Below are 16694 nucleotides of genomic sequence, written 5' to 3'. Positions count from 1 at the left end.
TCAGCATGGCAGCTCCGGAAAAACTCAAAGCGGCAGACCCGGCCCGGGTCTGGAACATCGACATCATCGTTACCGAAGGTTTCGTTCTGATCGAGATGTCGGCGATTCTGGAGGTGCTGCGGATCGCCAACCGCGTGCTGGCCCAGCCGCCGTTCAAATGGACCGTCCGCTCGCTGCAGGGCGGCCGTGTGGGCTGCCGGGCAGGCCTCAGCGTGGATACCGAACCCTTCGCGGCCAAGCCGGACGCTGATTTCGCCTTTTTCCTTGGCAATTCGGACCCGGATCATCCGGGCCTCAGCTTGGGGCGGGTGATCTCCAGCTACACCTGCCGCGATATCAAAGTCTATCTGCTGGCCGAGGCCGCAGCGCGCTACATTCGCGACCAGGGGGGTGCTGCCGGGCGGCTGACGACCCATTGGGAAAACTCTGCCCTGCTGCGAGAGCGAATGGGGCTGAACGACTCCAGCCACGCGCTGGCCAGCGAGGACGGGATGGTAGTGACCTGTGCAGGCATGGGCTCCACTGTCGATATCATCCTGGCGCTTGTCGGGCGGCTCACGTCTGCAGCAGCTCAGATGACCGTTGCAAACATCATGCTGCATGAACAGGTGCGCGATTTCTCCTCGCTGCAGCCCTTTGCCGGCGCCAAGCCGACCATCACCGGCGACAGTGATCTGGACCACTGCATCCGCATCATGCAGGACAACATCGAGGAGCCGGTGCCGATCAGCGATATCGTTGATGAATTGGGTATTTCCACGCGTTCTCTAGAGCGCAAGTTCAAAACCTTCCTGGGAACCACTCCCAACGGCTTTTACCGCGAAATGCGGCTGTCAAAGGCCAACAACCTGTTACTCAACACGACGATGAGCGTGCGGGAAATCGGTTTGGCCTGCGGGTTCCCGAACGGGTTTTCCAGTCTCTACAAAAGCTTTTTCGGCATTACGCCCTTTGCCCTGCGCAAGCGCCGGCGGCTGGGTGAGGACGGATCGGAAAAAAACCTGAAGGCCGGAGAATAATCCTGGCAGCCTGACGTTTTTGATGCATTTTGCGCCGCCTGTTCGTGATAATCAGGCGCAAACCTTCATTCAGGAGCGATGACATGAGCGATCTTCCCAACAAGGCCCGCGTGGTGATTATCGGCGGCGGTGTGATCGGCTGCTCGGTGGCCTACCACCTGACCAAGCTCGGCTGGAAGGATGTGGTGCTGCTGGAGCGCAAGCAGCTGACCTCTGGCACAACCTGGCACGCCGCGGGCCTGATCGGCCAGCTGCGCGCGTCCTCCAACATGACCAAGCTCGCGCGCTATTCTGCAGAGCTTTACCTGGGGCTTGAGGAAGAAACCGGCGTCGCCACAGGCATGCGCCAGGTCGGCTCGGTGTCCGCTGCGCTGACCGACGAGCGGCTTGAAGAGCTCTATCGCAACGCCGCCATGGCCCGCGCCTTTGGTGTGCCGGTGGAGGAACTGTCGCCCAAAGAGGTCAAGGAACGCTACGAGCACATCAACCTGGATGGCGTAACGGGCGGTGTCTGGCTGCCGACCGATGGGCAGGCGGATCCGGCAAACATCGCACTGGCCCTGGCCAAGGGCGCCCGCCAGCGCGGCGCGCTGGTCAAGGAGCGCATCAAGGTCACTGGCATCTCCAAAAACGGCCGCCGCGTCACCGGCGTTGACTGGGCCAGCGACGATGGCCAGTCCCAGGGCCACATCGAAGCCGACATGGTGGTGAACTGTGCCGGCATGTGGGGCCACGAGGTCGGCCGGATGGCAGGTGTCAACGTTCCTCTGCACGCCTGCGAGCACTTCTACATAGTGACCGAGGGTATCGAAGGCCTGGCCCAGATGCCGGTGCTGCGGGTGCCGGATGAATGCGCCTACTACAAGGAAGACGCGGGAAAGATCCTGCTGGGCGCCTTTGAACCGAACGCCAAGCCTTGGGCAATGAACGGCATCCCCGACAGTTTCGAATTCGACCAGCTGCCCGAGGATTTTGACCATTTCGAGCCGATCCTTGAGGCCGCCTGCAACCGGATGCCGATGCTGGCGGAGGCGGGCATTCATACCTTCTTCAACGGTCCGGAATCCTTCACTCCGGATGATGCCTATCACCTGGGCCTGGCGCCTGAGATGGACAACTTCTGGGTTGCGGCAGGCTTTAATTCGATCGGCATCCAGTCCGCAGGCGGCGCCGGCATGGCACTGGCCCAGTGGATGGAGGATGGCCAGAAACCGTTTGACCTGGGCGATGTGGACATTTCCCGCATGCATCCGTTCCAGGGCAACAAGCACTACCTGTTCGAGCGTTCTAAAGAGACCTTGGGCCTGCTCTATGCAGACCATTACCCCTACCGCCAAAAGGCCACGGCCCGCGGCGTGCGCCGCACCCCGTTCCACCACCACTTGAAGGAACAGGGCGCCGTTTTCGGTGAAATCGGCGGCTGGGAGCGCGCCAACTGGTTTGCCAATGAAGGTCAGGAGCGTGAGTACCAGTACAGCTGGAAGCGCCAGAACTGGTTTGAGAATTCCGCGGCAGAACACAAGGCCGTCCGCGAAAATGTCGGCATGTACGACATGTCGTCCTTCGGCAAGATCCGCGTCGAAGGCCCGGATGCCGAAAAGTTCCTGAACTACATCTGCGGTGCCAATGTCTCGGTTCCGGCGGGCAAGATCGTCTACACCCAGTTCCTGAACGCCCGTGGCGGGATCGAGGCGGATGTGACCGTCACCCGCCTGAGCGAGAGCGTCTATCTGGTGGTGACCCCGGCGGTGACCCGCCTTGCCGACCAGACCTGGATGATGCGCAACAAGGGCGGGTTCAACGTTGTGCTCACCGATGTGACCGCAGGTGAGGGCGTGCTGGCCGTGATGGGTCCGAACTCCCGCGAATTGCTGCAGAAAGTGTCGCCCAACGATTTCTCCAACGAGGTGAACCCGTTCGGCACCGCGCAGGAGATCGAGCTGGGCATGGGGCTGGCCCGTGTGCATCGCGTGACCTATGTGGGCGAGCTTGGCTGGGAGATCTACATCCCGGCGGAAATGTCCGGCCATGCGTTTGAAACCCTGTGGGACGCAGGCCAGGAAATGGGGTTGAAACTGTGCGGCATGCACATGATGGACAGCTGCCGGATCGAGAAGGGCTTCCGCCACTTCGGCCACGACATCACCTGCGAGGATAATGTGATCGACGCAGGCCTCGGCTTTGCGGTTGCCACCGGCAAGGACGACTTTATCGGCAAATCTGCGGTGCTGGAACGCAAGGAGAGCGGTCCCAAGAACCGCATGGTTCAGTTCAAGCTGACCGATGCCGAGCCGCTCCTGTTCCACAATGAACCGATCATCCGGAATGGCGAATACGTCGGTTACCTCAGTTCCGGCAACTATGGCCACACGCTGGGCGGAGCCATCGGCATGGGCTACGTGCCCTGTGAAGGCGAAAGCGCGGCAGATGTGCTGGGGTCCACCTATGAAATCGACGTCTGCGGCGTGAAGGTGAAGGCCGAAGCCTCATTGAAGCCGATGTATGATCCGAAATCGGAGCGGGTGAAGGCCTAAGCACCTCTCCAGTGCTCTAACCCGCCTCTGTTACGCCCCGGCCTGAGTGCCGGGGCGTTTTTTGCATGCCCTTGCGGGTTCTGAGGCAACGATTTCCCGGCTTCGGCCGGTATGGCACCCGCCGCCTCTTGACCCCGCCGGAAATCCCTTGGAGAAATCCATAAAAAGCCTTGTGCGGCAGGGGTAAACAGGTAGGTTGCTTGTCCCGGCTACTGACACGGGCCTGACGAAGAGGATTTGGGACATGAAGATCAGCATCGAACGCGGCACGCTTCTCAAGGCTGTGGCTCAGGCACAGTCGGTTGTCGAGCGCCGCAACACTATTCCGATCCTGGCAAATGTGCTGATCGAGGCCGAAGGCGACAGCGTTCAATTCCGCGCCACTGATCTGGATATCGAGGTGGTGGACAAGGCCCCGGCCCAAGTGGAGCGCGCCGGCGCCACCACCGTTGCCGCCACCACCCTGCACGAGATTGTCCGCAAGCTGCCCGACGGCGCGCTGGTCACCTTGACAGCCGACGCCGCAACCGGACGTCTTGCTGTTGAGGCCGGCAGGTCGAATTTCTCGCTGGCGACCCTGCCGCGCGAGGACTTCCCGGTAATGGCGTCGTCGGAGTATCACTCGAATTTCGCCGCCAAAGCTGCGGTGCTGCGTCGCCTGTTCGACAAATCGAAATTTGCGATTTCCACAGAAGAGACCCGTTATTACCTGAACGGTGTCTACTTGCATGTGTCCTCTGCCAATGGCGGCAAGGCACTGCGCGCCGTGGCCACTGACGGCCACCGCCTGGCCCGAATCGATGCGGAACTGCCGCTTGGTGCAGAGGATATGCCCGGCGTGATCGTGCCGCGTAAAACCGTGGGCGAGCTGCGCAAGCTGCTGGATGACGATGACATGGACATCGCGGTTTCGATTTCGGAAACCAAAGTGCGTTTTGCCACTCCGAACATCACCCTGACCTCCAAGGTGATCGACGGCACCTTCCCAGACTACACCCGCGTGATCCCGGCCGGCAATACCCGCCGCCTGGAGGTGGACGCCGTGGAGTTTGCCCAAGCCGTTGACCGGGTCGCCACCGTTTCGTCGGAACGCTCCCGCGCGGTGAAGCTGCAGCTGGAAGAGGACCGCTTGATCCTGTCGGTGAACGCGCCGGACAGTGGCGCCGCCGAAGAAGAGCTGGCCGTCGCCTACAATGACGAGCGGCTGGAGATCGGTTTCAACGCCAAGTACCTCCTGGAAATTGCCAATCAGGTGGACCGTGAGAATGCCGTGTTCATGTTCAACTCTTCCGGTGATCCGACCTTAATGCGTGAAGGCAACGACGAAAGTGCCGTTTACGTCGTGATGCCGATGCGAGTCTGACGCGCCTGACGGCGCGGCCTGCAGCACGGAAGTTTTTTGAAAGATTAAAAGGGAGCGCACCGCGTGCTGGCCCTGACCGCCTTGACCTTGTCCCATTTCCGCTCGCATTTGCGGGCGGAATTGCGTTTGGACGGGCGTCCAGTGGCCATTTACGGCAACAATGGCGCGGGCAAGACCAACATCCTGGAAGCGGTGTCACTGTTTTCTCCTGGCCGCGGACTGCGCCGGGCCAGTGCCGCTGATATGGCGCGCCAGCCAGAGGCGTTGGGTTGGAAGCTAAAAGGCGAGCTGCAGGCGCCGTCGCAGGCCTATGAGGTGGAAACCTGGTCCGAAGGCGGCAATGCCCGGCAAGTGAAGATCGACAATAAATCCGCGAGCCAGATCGCCTTGGGGCAGGTGGCCCGGGTGGTTTGGCTGATCCCGGCAATGGACCGGCTGTGGATTGAAGCAGCCGAGGGGCGGCGGCGGTTCCTGGACCGGATCGCGCTGAGTTTCGAACCCGGTCATGCGGAGGCTTCGCTGGCCTATGAAAAGGCGATGCGCGAGCGCAACCGGCTGCTGAAGGAGCAGATCCGCGATGCGGCCTGGTACAAGGTGCTGGAAGATAGAATGGCTGCAGCCGGGCATCTGGTCCACGCCGCACGGGTACAGGCGGTGGAATTGCTGCAGCAGGCGCAAGCGGGGGCTGAAACCGCTTTTCCGGCAGCCGAGCTGGAGCTGATGCAGTCAGAGGGCAGCATGCCGTCCACGGAGGCTGATTTCAAAGAGGCGCTGGAAGAAAGCCGGTTTCGCGATCTGGCTGCTGGACGCACCTTGGTGGGGCCGCACCGCACTGACCTCATTGGCACTTACCGGGCCAAGGGCACCCCGGCCAAGGACTGCTCCACCGGGGAACAGAAAGCACTGCTGGTGTCGCTGATCCTGGCCAATGCGCGGGCGCTGGCAGAGCGCGAGGGCGCGCCGCCGATCTTGCTGCTGGATGAGGTCGCGGCGCATCTGGATGCTGCCCGCCGGGCTGCGCTTTATGATGAGATTTGCGCGCTTGGCACCCAGGCCTGGATGACCGGCACTGGCTCGGAGCAGTTTGCGGAGCTGGGAGACCGGGCGCAGGTTCTGGAAGTAACTGAGAAAGAAGGTGTGTCGGAGGTGGCGCAGAAATGACAGTTACGCCTTGGGACCTTGCGCTTTATGCCGGTGCCTTGCTTGTTCTGTTTCTGACCCCCGGCCCGGTCTGGCTAGCGCTGATGGCGCGCTCGGTTTCCGGCGGGTTTCAGGCCGCCTGGCCGCTGGCGCTGGGAGTGGCGTGCGGCGACATCTTCTGGCCGTTGATCGCGGTTGCCGGCATGTCCTGGGTAGTCTCGGAAATCGAGGGCATCATGGCCGTGCTGCGCTGGGTGGCCTGCGGGATGTTCCTGGCAATGGGATACCTGCTGATCCGCCACGCCGGCGACGCGGTGGAGGAAAACCGCACCCTGACCCGTCCCGGCCTCTGGGCTGGTTTCATGGCCGGTATCGCGGTGATCATGGGCAATCCCAAGGCGATCCTGTTCTACTTGGGCGTGCTGCCGGGGTTCTTTGACCTGTCGGGAATCGTCTGGACCGACATCGCCGCAATTGTGGCCCTTTCCTTCCTGGTGCCGCTGCTGGGCAATCTGGCGTTGGCTGGAATGGTGCACCGGGTGCGCCGTGCGGTGACATCGGTCCGGATCCGGCGGCGGATCAACCTGGTTTCCGGTGGACTGCTGATCTGTGTCGGGCTGGTCATCCCCTTCACCTAACCGGCGGGCTGCAGCCAGGCTTGCAAGTATGGCGCTAGCGCCCGGCCAGGCGGCGTTTCATCATCGTGTTCCATGCAAAACCACACGCCCAGGACGTGGTTCAGGAATGCCTGAATGCCTTCTGCCAGCAGTTCCGGCGGCTGATCCTGACGAATTTGGCCTGCCGTCTGCAGAACCTGCAGCCAGCGCGTCAGCAGCGTGACCTGCCGGATGAAACCGGCGGTGACAACCTCATCCGGTTCCGCCGCCGTGGTGCCGGAGTAGCGCAGCAACAGATCGAAGATCACCCGGTCCTGGCCGACGTAGTCCAGGTGCGGCGCCAGCCTGGCGGTCAGCTCAGCCGCATCCTGGGGCGCGCCGCGCGCCTCCATCCCGTCCAGCAGGCGCATGACCTCGTCCCCGATCAGCACGGCAAGCAGTCCGTCCTTGTCCTTGAAGTGCGAAAACAATGTACCCTTGGCCACACCGGCGCGGGCGACCACATCCTCCACCCGCAATCCGCTGTAGCCCTGCTCCTGCACGATTGCGGCTGCCACCTCCAGCAGTCTTGCCCGGGTTTCCAGCCGCCGTTTCTGCGGTGCACGTGTCATGTCTCAGCCTCGCGGATATTTTTTGACCGTGGTCATTTTTGTAATTGACCGTGGTCATTTTTGATTCAATAAAGTGACCGCGGTCAACTTAACCAATGGAGAGTGAAATGTCTGCCCGGAAAATCCTGATTCTGAACGGCCATCCGGCTGCCAATACTTTTACCGGGGCGCTTTGCGGCAGCTATGCATCTGCCGCTGACAGCGCCGGTCATGATGTGCGTCAGCATAAGCTGTCGCAGCTGGACTTCGATGCGGATTTTGGGCAGGCGGGGTTCTCGGGTGCAAAGAAGCTGGAGCCCCAAATTGAGGCGGTTCTTTCGGATTTCGAATGGGCGGACCATGTGGTCGTTGCCTTTCCCCTTTGGTGGGGTGGCCTGCCGGGTAAATTGAAGGGGCTGTTCGACCGGATCCTGCTGCCCGGCCGCACCTTTGATCCCCGCATTGTCACAGATGGCCTGCCCAAGCCGCTTCTGACAGGAAAGTCAGGGCGGGTCCTGATTGCGTCAGACACGCCGCCCGATTTGATGGCGCAGTTCTACGACAATGCTGCACATGTTCAGATGGAACGCCAGATCCTGAATTTTGTGGGAATTGACCCAGTTGAGACCTGTCATTTCGGCGCTTTGCAGGGGTCAAGCAGCGAGGAGCGCGAAGCTTGGCTCCGCACGGCTGCGGAACTTGGAGCGCTGGGTGCATAATCGTCTGATAGGCCCATGAAAAAAGGGGGCTTGCGCGTGACAATCCCGGTCAGGTTTCGTATAAAATCCCGAAGCAAAGACAGGAAGATGTGAATGTCCGGAAACGAGCAGGCCCCCGCAGAATATGGCGCGGATTCCATCAAGGTTCTCAAAGGGTTGGAGGCGGTCCGAAAACGTCCCGGCATGTACATTGGGGACACTGATGACGGGTCAGGCCTGCACCATATGGTATACGAGGTCGTGGACAACGGCATCGACGAGGCGCTGGCAGGGCACGCCGACCATGTGACGGTGAAGATTCACGCCGATTCCAGCGTCTCCGTCAGCGACAATGGCCGTGGTATTCCGGTGGATATCCACGCCGAGGAAGGCGTGTCGGCCGCCGAGGTCATCATGACCCAGCTGCACGCCGGCGGTAAGTTTGACAGCAACTCCTACAAAGTCTCCGGCGGCCTCCACGGCGTGGGCGTGTCGGTGGTGAACGCATTGTCCGACTGGCTGGAACTGCGCATCTGGCGCAACGGCAAGGAACATGTGGCCCGGTTTGAGCGCGGCGATACCGTCAAGCATCTGGAAGTGGTCGGCGAATGCGGCGATCAGACCGGCACCGAAGTCCGCTTCATGGCGTCGACTGATACCTTCTCGAACCTGGAGTATTCTTTTGAAACGCTGGAGAAGCGCCTGCGCGAGCTGGCCTTCCTGAACTCCGGCGTGCGGATCATTCTGGAGGATGAGCGTCCGGCGGAGAAACTCTCGGCAGAGCTGTTCTACGAAGGCGGTGTCAAGGAGTTCGTCAAATACCTAGACCGGCACAAAACCCCCGTAATGGACGCGCCGGTTTATATTGTGGGCGAAAAGGACGACATTGGTGTCGAGATCGCCATGTGGTGGAATGACAGCTATCACGAGACGGTGCTGCCCTTCACCAACAACATTCCCCAGCGCGATGGCGGCACCCATGTGGCGGGCTTCCGCGGCGCGCTGACCCGGACCATCAACAATTACGCGCAGACATCGGGCATCGCCAAGAAAGAGAAGGTCTCTTTCACCGGTGACGATGCCCGCGAAGGGCTGACTTGTGTTCTGTCGGTCAAGGTGCCGGATCCGAAATTCTCCAGCCAGACCAAGGACAAGCTGGTGTCCTCTGAGGTGCGTCCGGTGGTCGAGAGCCTGATGGGCGAAAAGCTGGCTGAGTGGTTTGAGGAAAACCCCAACGAGGCCAAGCAGATCGTCGGCAAGATCGTCGAGGCTGCGCTGGCCCGTGAAGCTGCGCGCAAGGCGCGCGAACTAACCCGCCGCAAGACCGCGATGGATGTGAACTATCTGGCCGGCAAGCTCAAGGACTGCTCTGAGAAAGACCCTTCCAAGACCGAAGTCTTTCTGGTCGAGGGTGACTCGGCCGGCGGTTCCGCTCAAACCGGGCGGGACCGGATGACCCAGGCAATCCTGCCCCTACGCGGCAAGATCCTGAACGTGGAGCGGGCACGCTTCGACCGGATGCTGTCTTCCCAGGAGATCGGCAACCTGGTGATGGCGCTGGGCACCGGCATCGGCCGCGATGAATTCAACATCGAAAAGCTGCGCTACCACAAGATCGTCATCATGACCGACGCCGACGTCGACGGCGCCCACATCCGCACCCTGTTGCTCACTTTCTTCTACCGGCAGATGCCGGAGCTGATCGAGGGCGGCTACCTCTATATCGCGCAGCCGCCGCTCTATAAGGTCGCGCGCGGCAAGTCCGAGGTTTACCTCAAGGACCAGGCGGCACTTGACGACTACCTTATCAATCAGGGCGTGGATGGCGCAGTGCTGAAACTGGGAGACGGGTCTGAAATGGCTGGCGCCGACCTTACCCGCGTTGTGGACGAGGCCCGCCAGCTCAAGCGCGTGCTGGATGCTTTCCCGACGCATTATCCGCGCCACATTTTGGAGCAGGCCGCGGTTGCCGGCGCCTTTGTGCCCGGTGCGGTGGATTCCGACCTGCAGGGCGTTGCCGACAAGGTCGCGGCCCGTCTGGACGCCATCGCGCTGGAGTATGAGCGCGGCTGGCAGGGCCGGATTACTCAGGACCATGGCATCCGCTTGGCCCGCATCCTGCGCGGGGTTGAAGAAGTGCGCACTCTGGACGGCCCTATGCTGCGCTCTGGTGAAGCCCGAAAGACCGGCAGCTTCACCCAAAGCCTGCATGAGGTCTATGGCACCACCGCCCAGTTGGTCCGCCGCGACCGCAGCCAGATCATTCATGGGCCGCTGGGCCTGCTGAAAGCGATTCTGGAGGAAGGTGAAAAGGGTCTGACCCTCCAGCGTTACAAAGGTCTGGGTGAAATGAATCCAGACCAGCTGTGGGAGACCACCTTGGACCCGGATGCGCGGACGCTGCTGCAGGTGCGCATTGACGACATGGTAGAGGCGGACGACCTGTTCACCAAGCTGATGGGGGACGTGGTGGAACCGCGCCGGGAGTTTATCCAGAAGAACGCTCTCAGCGTCGAAAACCTGGATTTCTAAAAACTTTGTAGGTTCGCCCAAAGGCGTGTTTTAGAATCATACTTTTACGCAAATTGCCCATAGTTTTGGTTCTCACACACGCTAGGGGTCAGGCAGATACTGAGAACTGCGAAATCCTCTTGTCAGGGTTGATCGCAGGGTTTCTTGTTCTGCTGGATCTTTCATGATCGCCGTTCTGGTGGCTATAGTCTCCATGAGCGCGGTGAACTGTGGGCTCAGGAAGGCTTCAAGCGCAAACAGGCCCTAAAGGGCCTCCAGGAAGCCTCGTGCGGCAGAGATAGAACATTCCCCTCCGCATGGTTGTTTGCTGCTTTCTTAGAGGCGCTAACGGTACTCTGTCGCCAAGCATCCCTCGCAGGTGCAGCAGGGAAGCATCGACGCAATGCAAGCGTTCAAGGCCCGGCTGCCTGAAGGCTTCTGAGCGAGACGCTGCTACCGTCCGCTGCAGCCGCAACCCGGGTATTGGTCAGCGTCCGCTTCGCGCAGGAAGCGCCTTTTGCAAACTCTGCCGTGTGACGTAGCCAGCCGGGGTGGAGTTCGTCCCGATTTCCGGACAGATTGATTATTGACCCTATGCTGCGCTTTTCCAAGTCATGGTTTCGTATGCTTGCACGGGGTTTTGGTAGGCTATGGGGGAGTGCCGGCGCTGTTACGAGAAGGGGGCTGTCAGTTACGGACGTGTCGAGCGCACGTGGCGGCGAGAGGGACGGAAGGTTCCGGCAACACAACCGAAGAAGGGGCGGCTCACCACGGATCGCCGCGCTGCCGCATGACTACGACGAGCCCCAATTACTGGATGCTGCGGCTTGAACGAACGGCGGCTTTATGTGTTGTCACCGCTGATCAAGCTGACTACGCTCGCTTTCAAAGGAGTGAATCCATGACCTTCAATTTCGCCGTAGTAGTAAGCAGGAGGTGCATGGTCCGATAGGGTTTTCCGTATCCATATCCGTTTCCATGCGCCCCCGACATTCTCGGGGGCTTTTTTGTTTCTAAAGATCAGATCGCCAAGATGAACCGCACGAGAACACCTCCGCATTTGATAACATTGATCCTGTTGACGGGGTTTTCGCCGATGTCGCTCAACATGTTCCTACCCTCGCTGGCCAATATCGCTGTCGATCTTAAAACTGACTACAGCACTGTGAGCTGGGCTGTTTCTGGGTACCTGGCCTTAACAGCGATCATCCAGCTCATCATCGGTCCCTTGTCAGACCGGACCGGCAGGCGGAGGGTGCTTCTGGGGGCTTTGCTTGTTTTCGCATTTGCCTCTGTGGGTTGCACCTTTGCTTCGAACATCGAGGCATTTCTGTTCTGTCGAATGCTCCAAGGCGGCATCATCGGCGGGTATGCGCTTTCTCTCGCGATAGTTCGGGACATGAGAACGGAGCGGGAGGCCGTGAGCCTGATCGGCTATATCGGAATGGCGATGGCAATCGCCCCGATGATCGGCCCCATGCTGGGAGGGGTGCTGGACACCTTCTTTGGGTGGCGCTCCGTCTTTGGCTTCTACGCTGCAGCGGGCTTCGGATTGCTGCTGCTTTGCTGGTTCGACCTCGGAGAGACGAGGCCTCAAAGGGCAACAGATACCAGCACTCCTGTGCCTGACACGACGGCGCTCATCCGTGAGCCCCTTTTCTGGGCCTACGCACTCTGCGGCACGCTTTCCGTCGGCGCATTCTACATCTTTCTGACGGGCGCACCCCTCGTTGCGCAGTCCACTTTCAATGTCACAACCGCCGAACTTGGGCTCTACATCGGGACCATTACTGTTGGCTTTTTAATTGGCGGTTTCCTGGCCGGTCGCGTTGGGCAACACTTCGAACCGACAACCATCATGATTGCGGGCCGGGTTGTGGCTTGCACTGGTCTTTTGGGAGGTTTGCTGCTGCTCGCATCGGGTATCAGGTCAGCGGAGTTTTTCTTTGCGAGCACCCTCTTCGTTGGTTTAGGGAATGGGATTACAATGCCCGGATGCAATGCCGGTGCCATGTCGGTTCGACCTGATCTCGCCGGAAGCGCTGCCGGACTGAGCGGCGCTCTCATCGTTGCTGGTGGTGCCGTTTTGACGTCATTGACGGGCAACCTGGTGCCACTGACAAACGGAGGCCAAACACTGCTTATGTTGATGCTGGCTACATCGGGATTGGCAATGGCGTTTGCCGTTTGGGCGGCATGGCTAAAGAAGAAGGGTGGCTATCCGGCAAGGAGCATCGATCCATCGCTTTGAACCCATGCCGGTCATCAGCCAGTGCTCAAGCCTTCTCGCCTGAAGCATAGGGCAAAACAGCACTGACCGGTCATTCAATCTGGGGCTTAAATGGCTGCAGAGCGGAGTGAGTATTTCTGCATAATTCGTCTTTCGAGTCCGGAAGCATCCGGCTGCCCGTGCCAATTTAACTCGTCCACCAAAAGCCACGCAGTCAAAAATTAAGCAAGGAATTGAACCAGTATTTTGAGTTAGGCAGCTCCTTGTAGTTGCGGTGGAGCGACAGGCAGGGATCCAGGCGAAACGTAATAAGTAGCCAGGTCTAGGTTGACTGCAGGATTGCAGGTCATCAGAAACGGCCGGTACTCGCGCCCGTCATCATCGCAAATGTAACGGGCGGCCTCTTTCCGGACCTTGTAACCGAACCGTTTCAGCAATAGCCCCAGGCCGCGAGGCGACAGGGACATCAATTCGGATGCCCCGAAGCTGAACGCCGCCATGCATAGTCCGGCGACGACGAGCTTGGTTTCGATGGAGGGCTGTGCCGTGTCCGCGCGTGTTTCGTCCATTACAAACCGCGTGCACTCCCAAGTCCGGTTCGTCTCAGGGTAATCGCTGAGCAACCCTCCAGGAATGCCCTGGATTTTGCCGTCCCTAGCGTCCTTGAGCATGTAGCTCCAGTATCCGTCACTATCGCCGCATGACGCAGCGCGGGCTCCGGCAATGATCTGGCTGTCCCTCATGACAAGGGAATAGATAGCTCCCGGCCGGTCGTATTGATCCCGCTCGAAGGTTCCGTCATGTTGCAATCCCCAGCCGAGTTCGTCTACCAGCTTTTGTTTGCGCAGCGCGAGGAAGCCTTGGTATTCCGCTTTGAAGGCGGACTGTTGTTCGAATGAAAAGATGTGTAATTGCATGGCGCTCTCCTATTTGCAGCGCCATGTTGAAACGGCCTTGGCCGTTTGAAACGTTCAACTTTCAGATCAGTTTGAATTTTATCACTTGTGATATGAGCTGCGCGCTTGTTTTCGCTTCAAGCGCTTGCAGGGCGGTTCTTCGCCTTGCCCGGACGGTTTCCAGCTTCACGCCCAAACGGTCTGCGATTTCCTGATCCTTGCACCCACCGCACATCAGGCGGAGAACATCCTTTACCGGTTCCGTCAGCGTGACCGGGTTTGACGGTTCGTATTCAAGTGCGTGAAGTGCGTGCAGGGCTGTGCGAGCGATCCTCAGGTCCTCCTTGTTCCACTCGGGGCCGGAGCAGCTCAGAACCGAAACACGCCCGTCAGAGCTGATTGCCAGGGTATTCCCGCGGTGCAATCCATAGCTTGCGGCATCTTCAAAAAAGACCCTGGATGACGGGAAAAGGCGTTCAAGTTCCTTCCAGGTTGCCTGACCCGTGCTGCTGAGCCCGAACTGAATAGTCGGATCTATCAGCAGGTAACCCTGATCGACATATCGGTCTATCCAGCGCTGGCTGTAAGTGCTGTGAACAAAGACCGGTTCTACGCCGTCAAAACCGACTCCGATTGAATAGCCGCATTCGGATAATTGATCCAATGACCTTAAAAGAACGCCCCGAATATCACTTCTCATATTGTGTGCCACACGCATAGTATGCAGTTTGGTTGCATCGTATCGTTTTAGGCGAGTATCACAAATGATAAATTTACATCAGGCCGGAGAGGGAAGTGCAAAGAGACAAAATTACCGCATCCACCCTTGAAACGCTCTTGCATTCAGTTGCTGCCGCAAATCGGGAATGGCCAAGTCAGGGAACCCACCTGTTTAAAAAAATCATTGAAAGGATAGAGCTAGCGCGAGCGGGCGCTGTTGATAAGCCGGCTGACTAGCTTGGCGTCGTCCTCGGTAAGTTCCGTCGCCTTGCTTAGAACACTGCGATCAACTGAATCCGTTTCTTCAGAAAAGAGATACGCCATGTCGATATTCGCCGCTTCGCAAATCCGCATGATACGTACCACAGTGGGATTGAAGCGCCCGTTCAACACTTTACTGACGTATTCGGCGTTGTTGCCTGCAGTTTCAGAGACCTCACCATAGTCAAGGCCGCGGATGTCCAGCGCCTGGCGCAGGCGCTGCCTCCAACGTTCAGCCTTTACATCGTTCGCGGGGCGCGAATTTACATCTTGTCCAGTCATGCCTGCATCATACATAGAACTACCTCACTAGCAATTAGAATTATATTTCTGTCTTTAGCAACGTGATCTTGATTGTAGTAGAGGGGTATATCTACAAACAAAATCTTATAGGTAGAGTTCATAGAATTTAACATCTATCATGCCGTTTCGCTGGAGCAGTGCCGGTTAGAAGGGGTGGGCACCGCGACAGACCCGGCCTGCCCAGAAATTTCCAGGAGTGTTCTTTGAATGAGTGCCAATACCGTTAGCTACAGAAAAACGCAGTTTGAGCAGATACAAGCTGTGATCGCAGCAGCCAAGGACTATGCCGAGGCCCGCGAAGCATTTGCTGTTGCTTCCATGGGCCTGTCGCGTTCGCGCCGCCAAAACCCAGGTAATTCTGACCAGTACGCGGATGAAGTCGACGAAGCTGCGGATTCCGTAGGCAGGGCGCAAGCGCGAGTCGCAGATCTTGTTGCTGAATTGGTAGCTGACGGCTCTTTGGAAATTCTGAGTGAGACTCTTGCGAACAGAAACACGAGGCTTTCTTAGTATTCAGGGTGTTTCTGGGACGAGCCCGATGATAGATGCTGCAGCAGAGATTACTGGTTAAAATTTGGGGTTGTGCCATGCCACAACTGGTGCTCCATATGTGGAGTAAAATTGATTCCTAGTTGCTTCTGCGAAGTCTACACCACTCCTTAGGGAGGTAATCGCTCTGATCGCGCAAACTTATGGGCAAGTAGAGCAAAACTATACGCAAGTGCCGCACAATGTTATGGGCGCGTACCCGAAAAATTCCCTTATGAAGTCAATTGGCGGGGCGTTGCTTTATGGGTGATCCTTAAAAATTTTCTAGGATCGCTCAAAAGCGTGTTTTAGACGGCCTTGTTGCACAAATCGTCGAGGGATTCACTCCATGAATCCAACATGATAGCTGGGAGGCATGAGCAGTTGGGCCCCTACGAAATACAAGACCACGAATTGGTCGGCTTACAATGAAGCGCTGAGGCGGCGCGGTTCGCTGACGGTGTGGTCTGATCCCGACATGGTGTGGAGACCTCCGCCGGCGGGACGGCGTGGCCCGCAGCTGAGCTTCAGCGATGCGGCGATCCAGACGTGCCTGACGATGAAGGTGCTGTTAGGTATGCCGTTGCGACAGACGACTGGGTTCGTCGAAAGCCTCCTGCGGTTGTTCTGGCCGGCCCCGGATTTCAGCCCCTTGCACTATCCGGCTGCCCGGGAGCTGATTTGCAAAGCAAATCTGCCGGTGGGGGCCAGTGAAAGCAGAACGCGATCATCCCCTGCCGTGGAGGGAAAGGTGCGCTGGACCTTTTGATCCTGAGAGGGGAATTCATCTGGAAACGCTGGAGGTCAGAGCCGTGGAGACCACCGTCAGCAATAACGGTGACGGGCCCAAACTTCCGGAACTGCTGGACCAGATCGAAGCGGATCAGGGCATCGCATCGGTCACCGCCGACGGAGCTTACGATACCCGAAAGTGCCACGAGGCAATCGCTGCCCGAAATACCGCCGCTGTCATACCGCCACGCAAGAACGCAAAACCTTGGAAATCAACGAGTCCCGGCGCTGTCTTCCGCAACGAAGCGCTGCGCGCCTCGAAGCACTTGGGCCGCGCCATCTGGCGGCGGTGGAGCGGCTACCACCGTCGGAGCCGTGTCGAAAGCAAGATGAACTGCATCAAGCTGCTCGGCCAATCCCTGATGGCCCGAGACTTCGAGCGCCAGGTCGCCGAGCTGCAGGTTCGTATCGCCGTACTGAACGGCTACACGGCGCTTGGGGTACCTGTCACAGTTTCTGTAGGATAAGTCCGCCCGGGGAAAGGGGAACTGT

13 protein-coding genes and 2 pseudogenes are annotated in these 16694 nt (G+C 58.9%); 11 read left to right on the top strand and 4 right to left on the bottom strand.

Annotated features, from left to right (window positions below; all coding sequences use genetic code 11):
- Positions 1-5: 5 nt before the first annotated feature.
- The 5 genes from N6L27_RS13885 (at position 6) to N6L27_RS13865 (ending at position 6694) form a co-directional block, all read left to right on the top strand.
- Positions 6-1019, top strand: coding sequence for a GlxA family transcriptional regulator (locus N6L27_RS13885; RefSeq protein WP_271907884.1), 1014 nt, complete (start codon positions 6-8; stop codon positions 1017-1019).
- Between the two features lie 83 nt (positions 1020-1102).
- Complete coding sequence (locus tag N6L27_RS13880) at positions 1103-3553, top strand: GcvT family protein (protein WP_271907883.1); 2451 nt, start codon at positions 1103-1105, stop codon at positions 3551-3553.
- 244 nt (positions 3554-3797) lie between these two features.
- Entirely contained in the window at positions 3798-4916 is a 1119-nt protein-coding gene (gene dnaN / locus N6L27_RS13875) for a DNA polymerase III subunit beta (RefSeq protein WP_271907882.1), read from the top strand.
- Positions 4917-4979: 63 nt separating this feature from the next.
- On the top strand, positions 4980-6077 hold the full coding sequence (gene recF, locus N6L27_RS13870) for a DNA replication/repair protein RecF (RefSeq protein ID WP_271907881.1): 1098 nt from the start codon (positions 4980-4982) through the stop codon (positions 6075-6077).
- Positions 6074-6694, top strand: a complete 621-nt coding sequence (locus N6L27_RS13865; RefSeq protein WP_271907879.1) for a LysE family translocator — start codon at positions 6074-6076, stop codon at positions 6692-6694. The genes recF and N6L27_RS13865 overlap by 4 nt, the downstream gene beginning before the upstream one ends.
- Here N6L27_RS13865 and N6L27_RS13860 read toward each other — a convergent pair.
- Positions 6691-7284, bottom strand: a complete 594-nt coding sequence (locus N6L27_RS13860; protein ID WP_271907878.1) for a TetR/AcrR family transcriptional regulator — start codon at positions 7282-7284, stop codon at positions 6691-6693. The genes N6L27_RS13865 and N6L27_RS13860 overlap by 4 nt on opposite strands.
- Positions 7285-7391: 107 nt before the next feature.
- On the opposite strand from N6L27_RS13860, the gene N6L27_RS13855 reads away from it, so the two are divergent.
- The 4 genes and pseudogenes from N6L27_RS13855 (at position 7392) to N6L27_RS13840 (ending at position 12723) form a co-directional block, all read left to right on the top strand.
- Entirely contained in the window at positions 7392-7982 is a 591-nt protein-coding gene (locus N6L27_RS13855) for an NAD(P)H-dependent oxidoreductase (protein WP_271907877.1), read from the top strand.
- A gap of 93 nt (positions 7983-8075) precedes the next feature.
- Entirely contained in the window at positions 8076-10493 is a 2418-nt protein-coding gene (gene gyrB, locus N6L27_RS13850) for a DNA topoisomerase (ATP-hydrolyzing) subunit B (RefSeq protein WP_271907876.1), read from the top strand.
- A 625-nt stretch (positions 10494-11118) separates the two neighbouring features.
- Positions 11119-11239: pseudogene (locus tag N6L27_RS13845) on the top strand (IS3 family transposase); the annotation flags it as partial.
- Between the two features lie 266 nt (positions 11240-11505).
- Positions 11506-12723 carry a multidrug effflux MFS transporter gene (locus N6L27_RS13840; RefSeq protein ID WP_271907874.1) on the top strand — a complete coding sequence of 406 codons (1218 nt, stop codon included), beginning with the start codon at positions 11506-11508 and terminating at the stop codon, positions 12721-12723.
- 230 nt (positions 12724-12953) lie between these two features.
- Here N6L27_RS13840 and N6L27_RS13835 read toward each other — a convergent pair whose 3' ends face one another.
- From N6L27_RS13835 to N6L27_RS13825, 3 genes are all read right to left on the bottom strand, one after another.
- Positions 12954-13619 (bottom strand): acyl-homoserine-lactone synthase, encoded by a 666-nt coding sequence (locus N6L27_RS13835; protein WP_271907872.1) that lies wholly within the window; start codon positions 13617-13619, stop codon positions 12954-12956.
- Positions 13620-13680: 61 nt separating this feature from the next.
- Positions 13681-14298: a helix-turn-helix transcriptional regulator gene (locus N6L27_RS13830; protein WP_271907871.1), complete on the bottom strand. Its 618-nt coding sequence runs from the start codon at positions 14296-14298 to the stop codon at positions 13681-13683.
- 218 nt (positions 14299-14516) lie between these two features.
- Positions 14517-14876 (bottom strand): helix-turn-helix domain-containing protein, encoded by a 360-nt coding sequence (locus N6L27_RS13825; RefSeq protein ID WP_271907870.1) that lies wholly within the window; start codon positions 14874-14876, stop codon positions 14517-14519.
- Between the two features lie 213 nt (positions 14877-15089).
- Here N6L27_RS13825 and N6L27_RS13820 point away from each other — a divergent pair, with 213 nt between their 5' ends.
- Together N6L27_RS13820 and N6L27_RS13815 are read left to right on the top strand one after the other, a co-directional pair.
- Positions 15090-15392, top strand: coding sequence for a hypothetical protein (locus N6L27_RS13820; protein ID WP_271907868.1), 303 nt, complete (start codon positions 15090-15092; stop codon positions 15390-15392).
- 394 nt (positions 15393-15786) lie between these two features.
- Positions 15787-16669 (top strand): annotated as a pseudogene (locus N6L27_RS13815) (IS5 family transposase).
- The last annotated feature ends 25 nt before the right edge of the window (positions 16670-16694 follow it).

This window comes from Leisingera sp. SS27 (genome assembly GCF_028368855.1).
Taxonomy (GTDB): domain Bacteria; phylum Pseudomonadota; class Alphaproteobacteria; order Rhodobacterales; family Rhodobacteraceae; genus Leisingera.
The sequence above is the reverse complement of the archived record's forward strand: the minus strand, read 5'-3'. Positions and strand labels throughout refer to the sequence as shown.

Coding starts and splice junctions, on each gene's coding strand:
- N6L27_RS13840 (WP_271907874.1), top strand. CDS start 11,506: ATGAACCGCACGAGAACACCTCCGCATTTGATAACATTGATCCTGTTG.
- N6L27_RS13820 (WP_271907868.1), top strand. CDS start 15,090: ATGAGTGCCAATACCGTTAGCTACAGAAAAACGCAGTTTGAGCAGATA.
- N6L27_RS13860 (WP_271907878.1), bottom strand. CDS start 7,284: ATGACACGTGCACCGCAGAAACGGCGGCTGGAAACCCGGGCAAGACTG.
- dnaN (WP_271907882.1), top strand. CDS start 3,798: ATGAAGATCAGCATCGAACGCGGCACGCTTCTCAAGGCTGTGGCTCAG.
- N6L27_RS13885 (WP_271907884.1), top strand. CDS start 6: ATGGCAGCTCCGGAAAAACTCAAAGCGGCAGACCCGGCCCGGGTCTGG.
- N6L27_RS13825 (WP_271907870.1), bottom strand. CDS start 14,876: ATGTATGATGCAGGCATGACTGGACAAGATGTAAATTCGCGCCCCGCG.
- N6L27_RS13830 (WP_271907871.1), bottom strand. CDS start 14,298: ATGAGAAGTGATATTCGGGGCGTTCTTTTAAGGTCATTGGATCAATTA.
- N6L27_RS13855 (WP_271907877.1), top strand. CDS start 7,392: ATGTCTGCCCGGAAAATCCTGATTCTGAACGGCCATCCGGCTGCCAAT.
- N6L27_RS13880 (WP_271907883.1), top strand. CDS start 1,103: ATGAGCGATCTTCCCAACAAGGCCCGCGTGGTGATTATCGGCGGCGGT.
- gyrB (WP_271907876.1), top strand. CDS start 8,076: ATGTCCGGAAACGAGCAGGCCCCCGCAGAATATGGCGCGGATTCCATC.
- N6L27_RS13865 (WP_271907879.1), top strand. CDS start 6,074: ATGACAGTTACGCCTTGGGACCTTGCGCTTTATGCCGGTGCCTTGCTT.
- N6L27_RS13835 (WP_271907872.1), bottom strand. CDS start 13,619: ATGCAATTACACATCTTTTCATTCGAACAACAGTCCGCCTTCAAAGCG.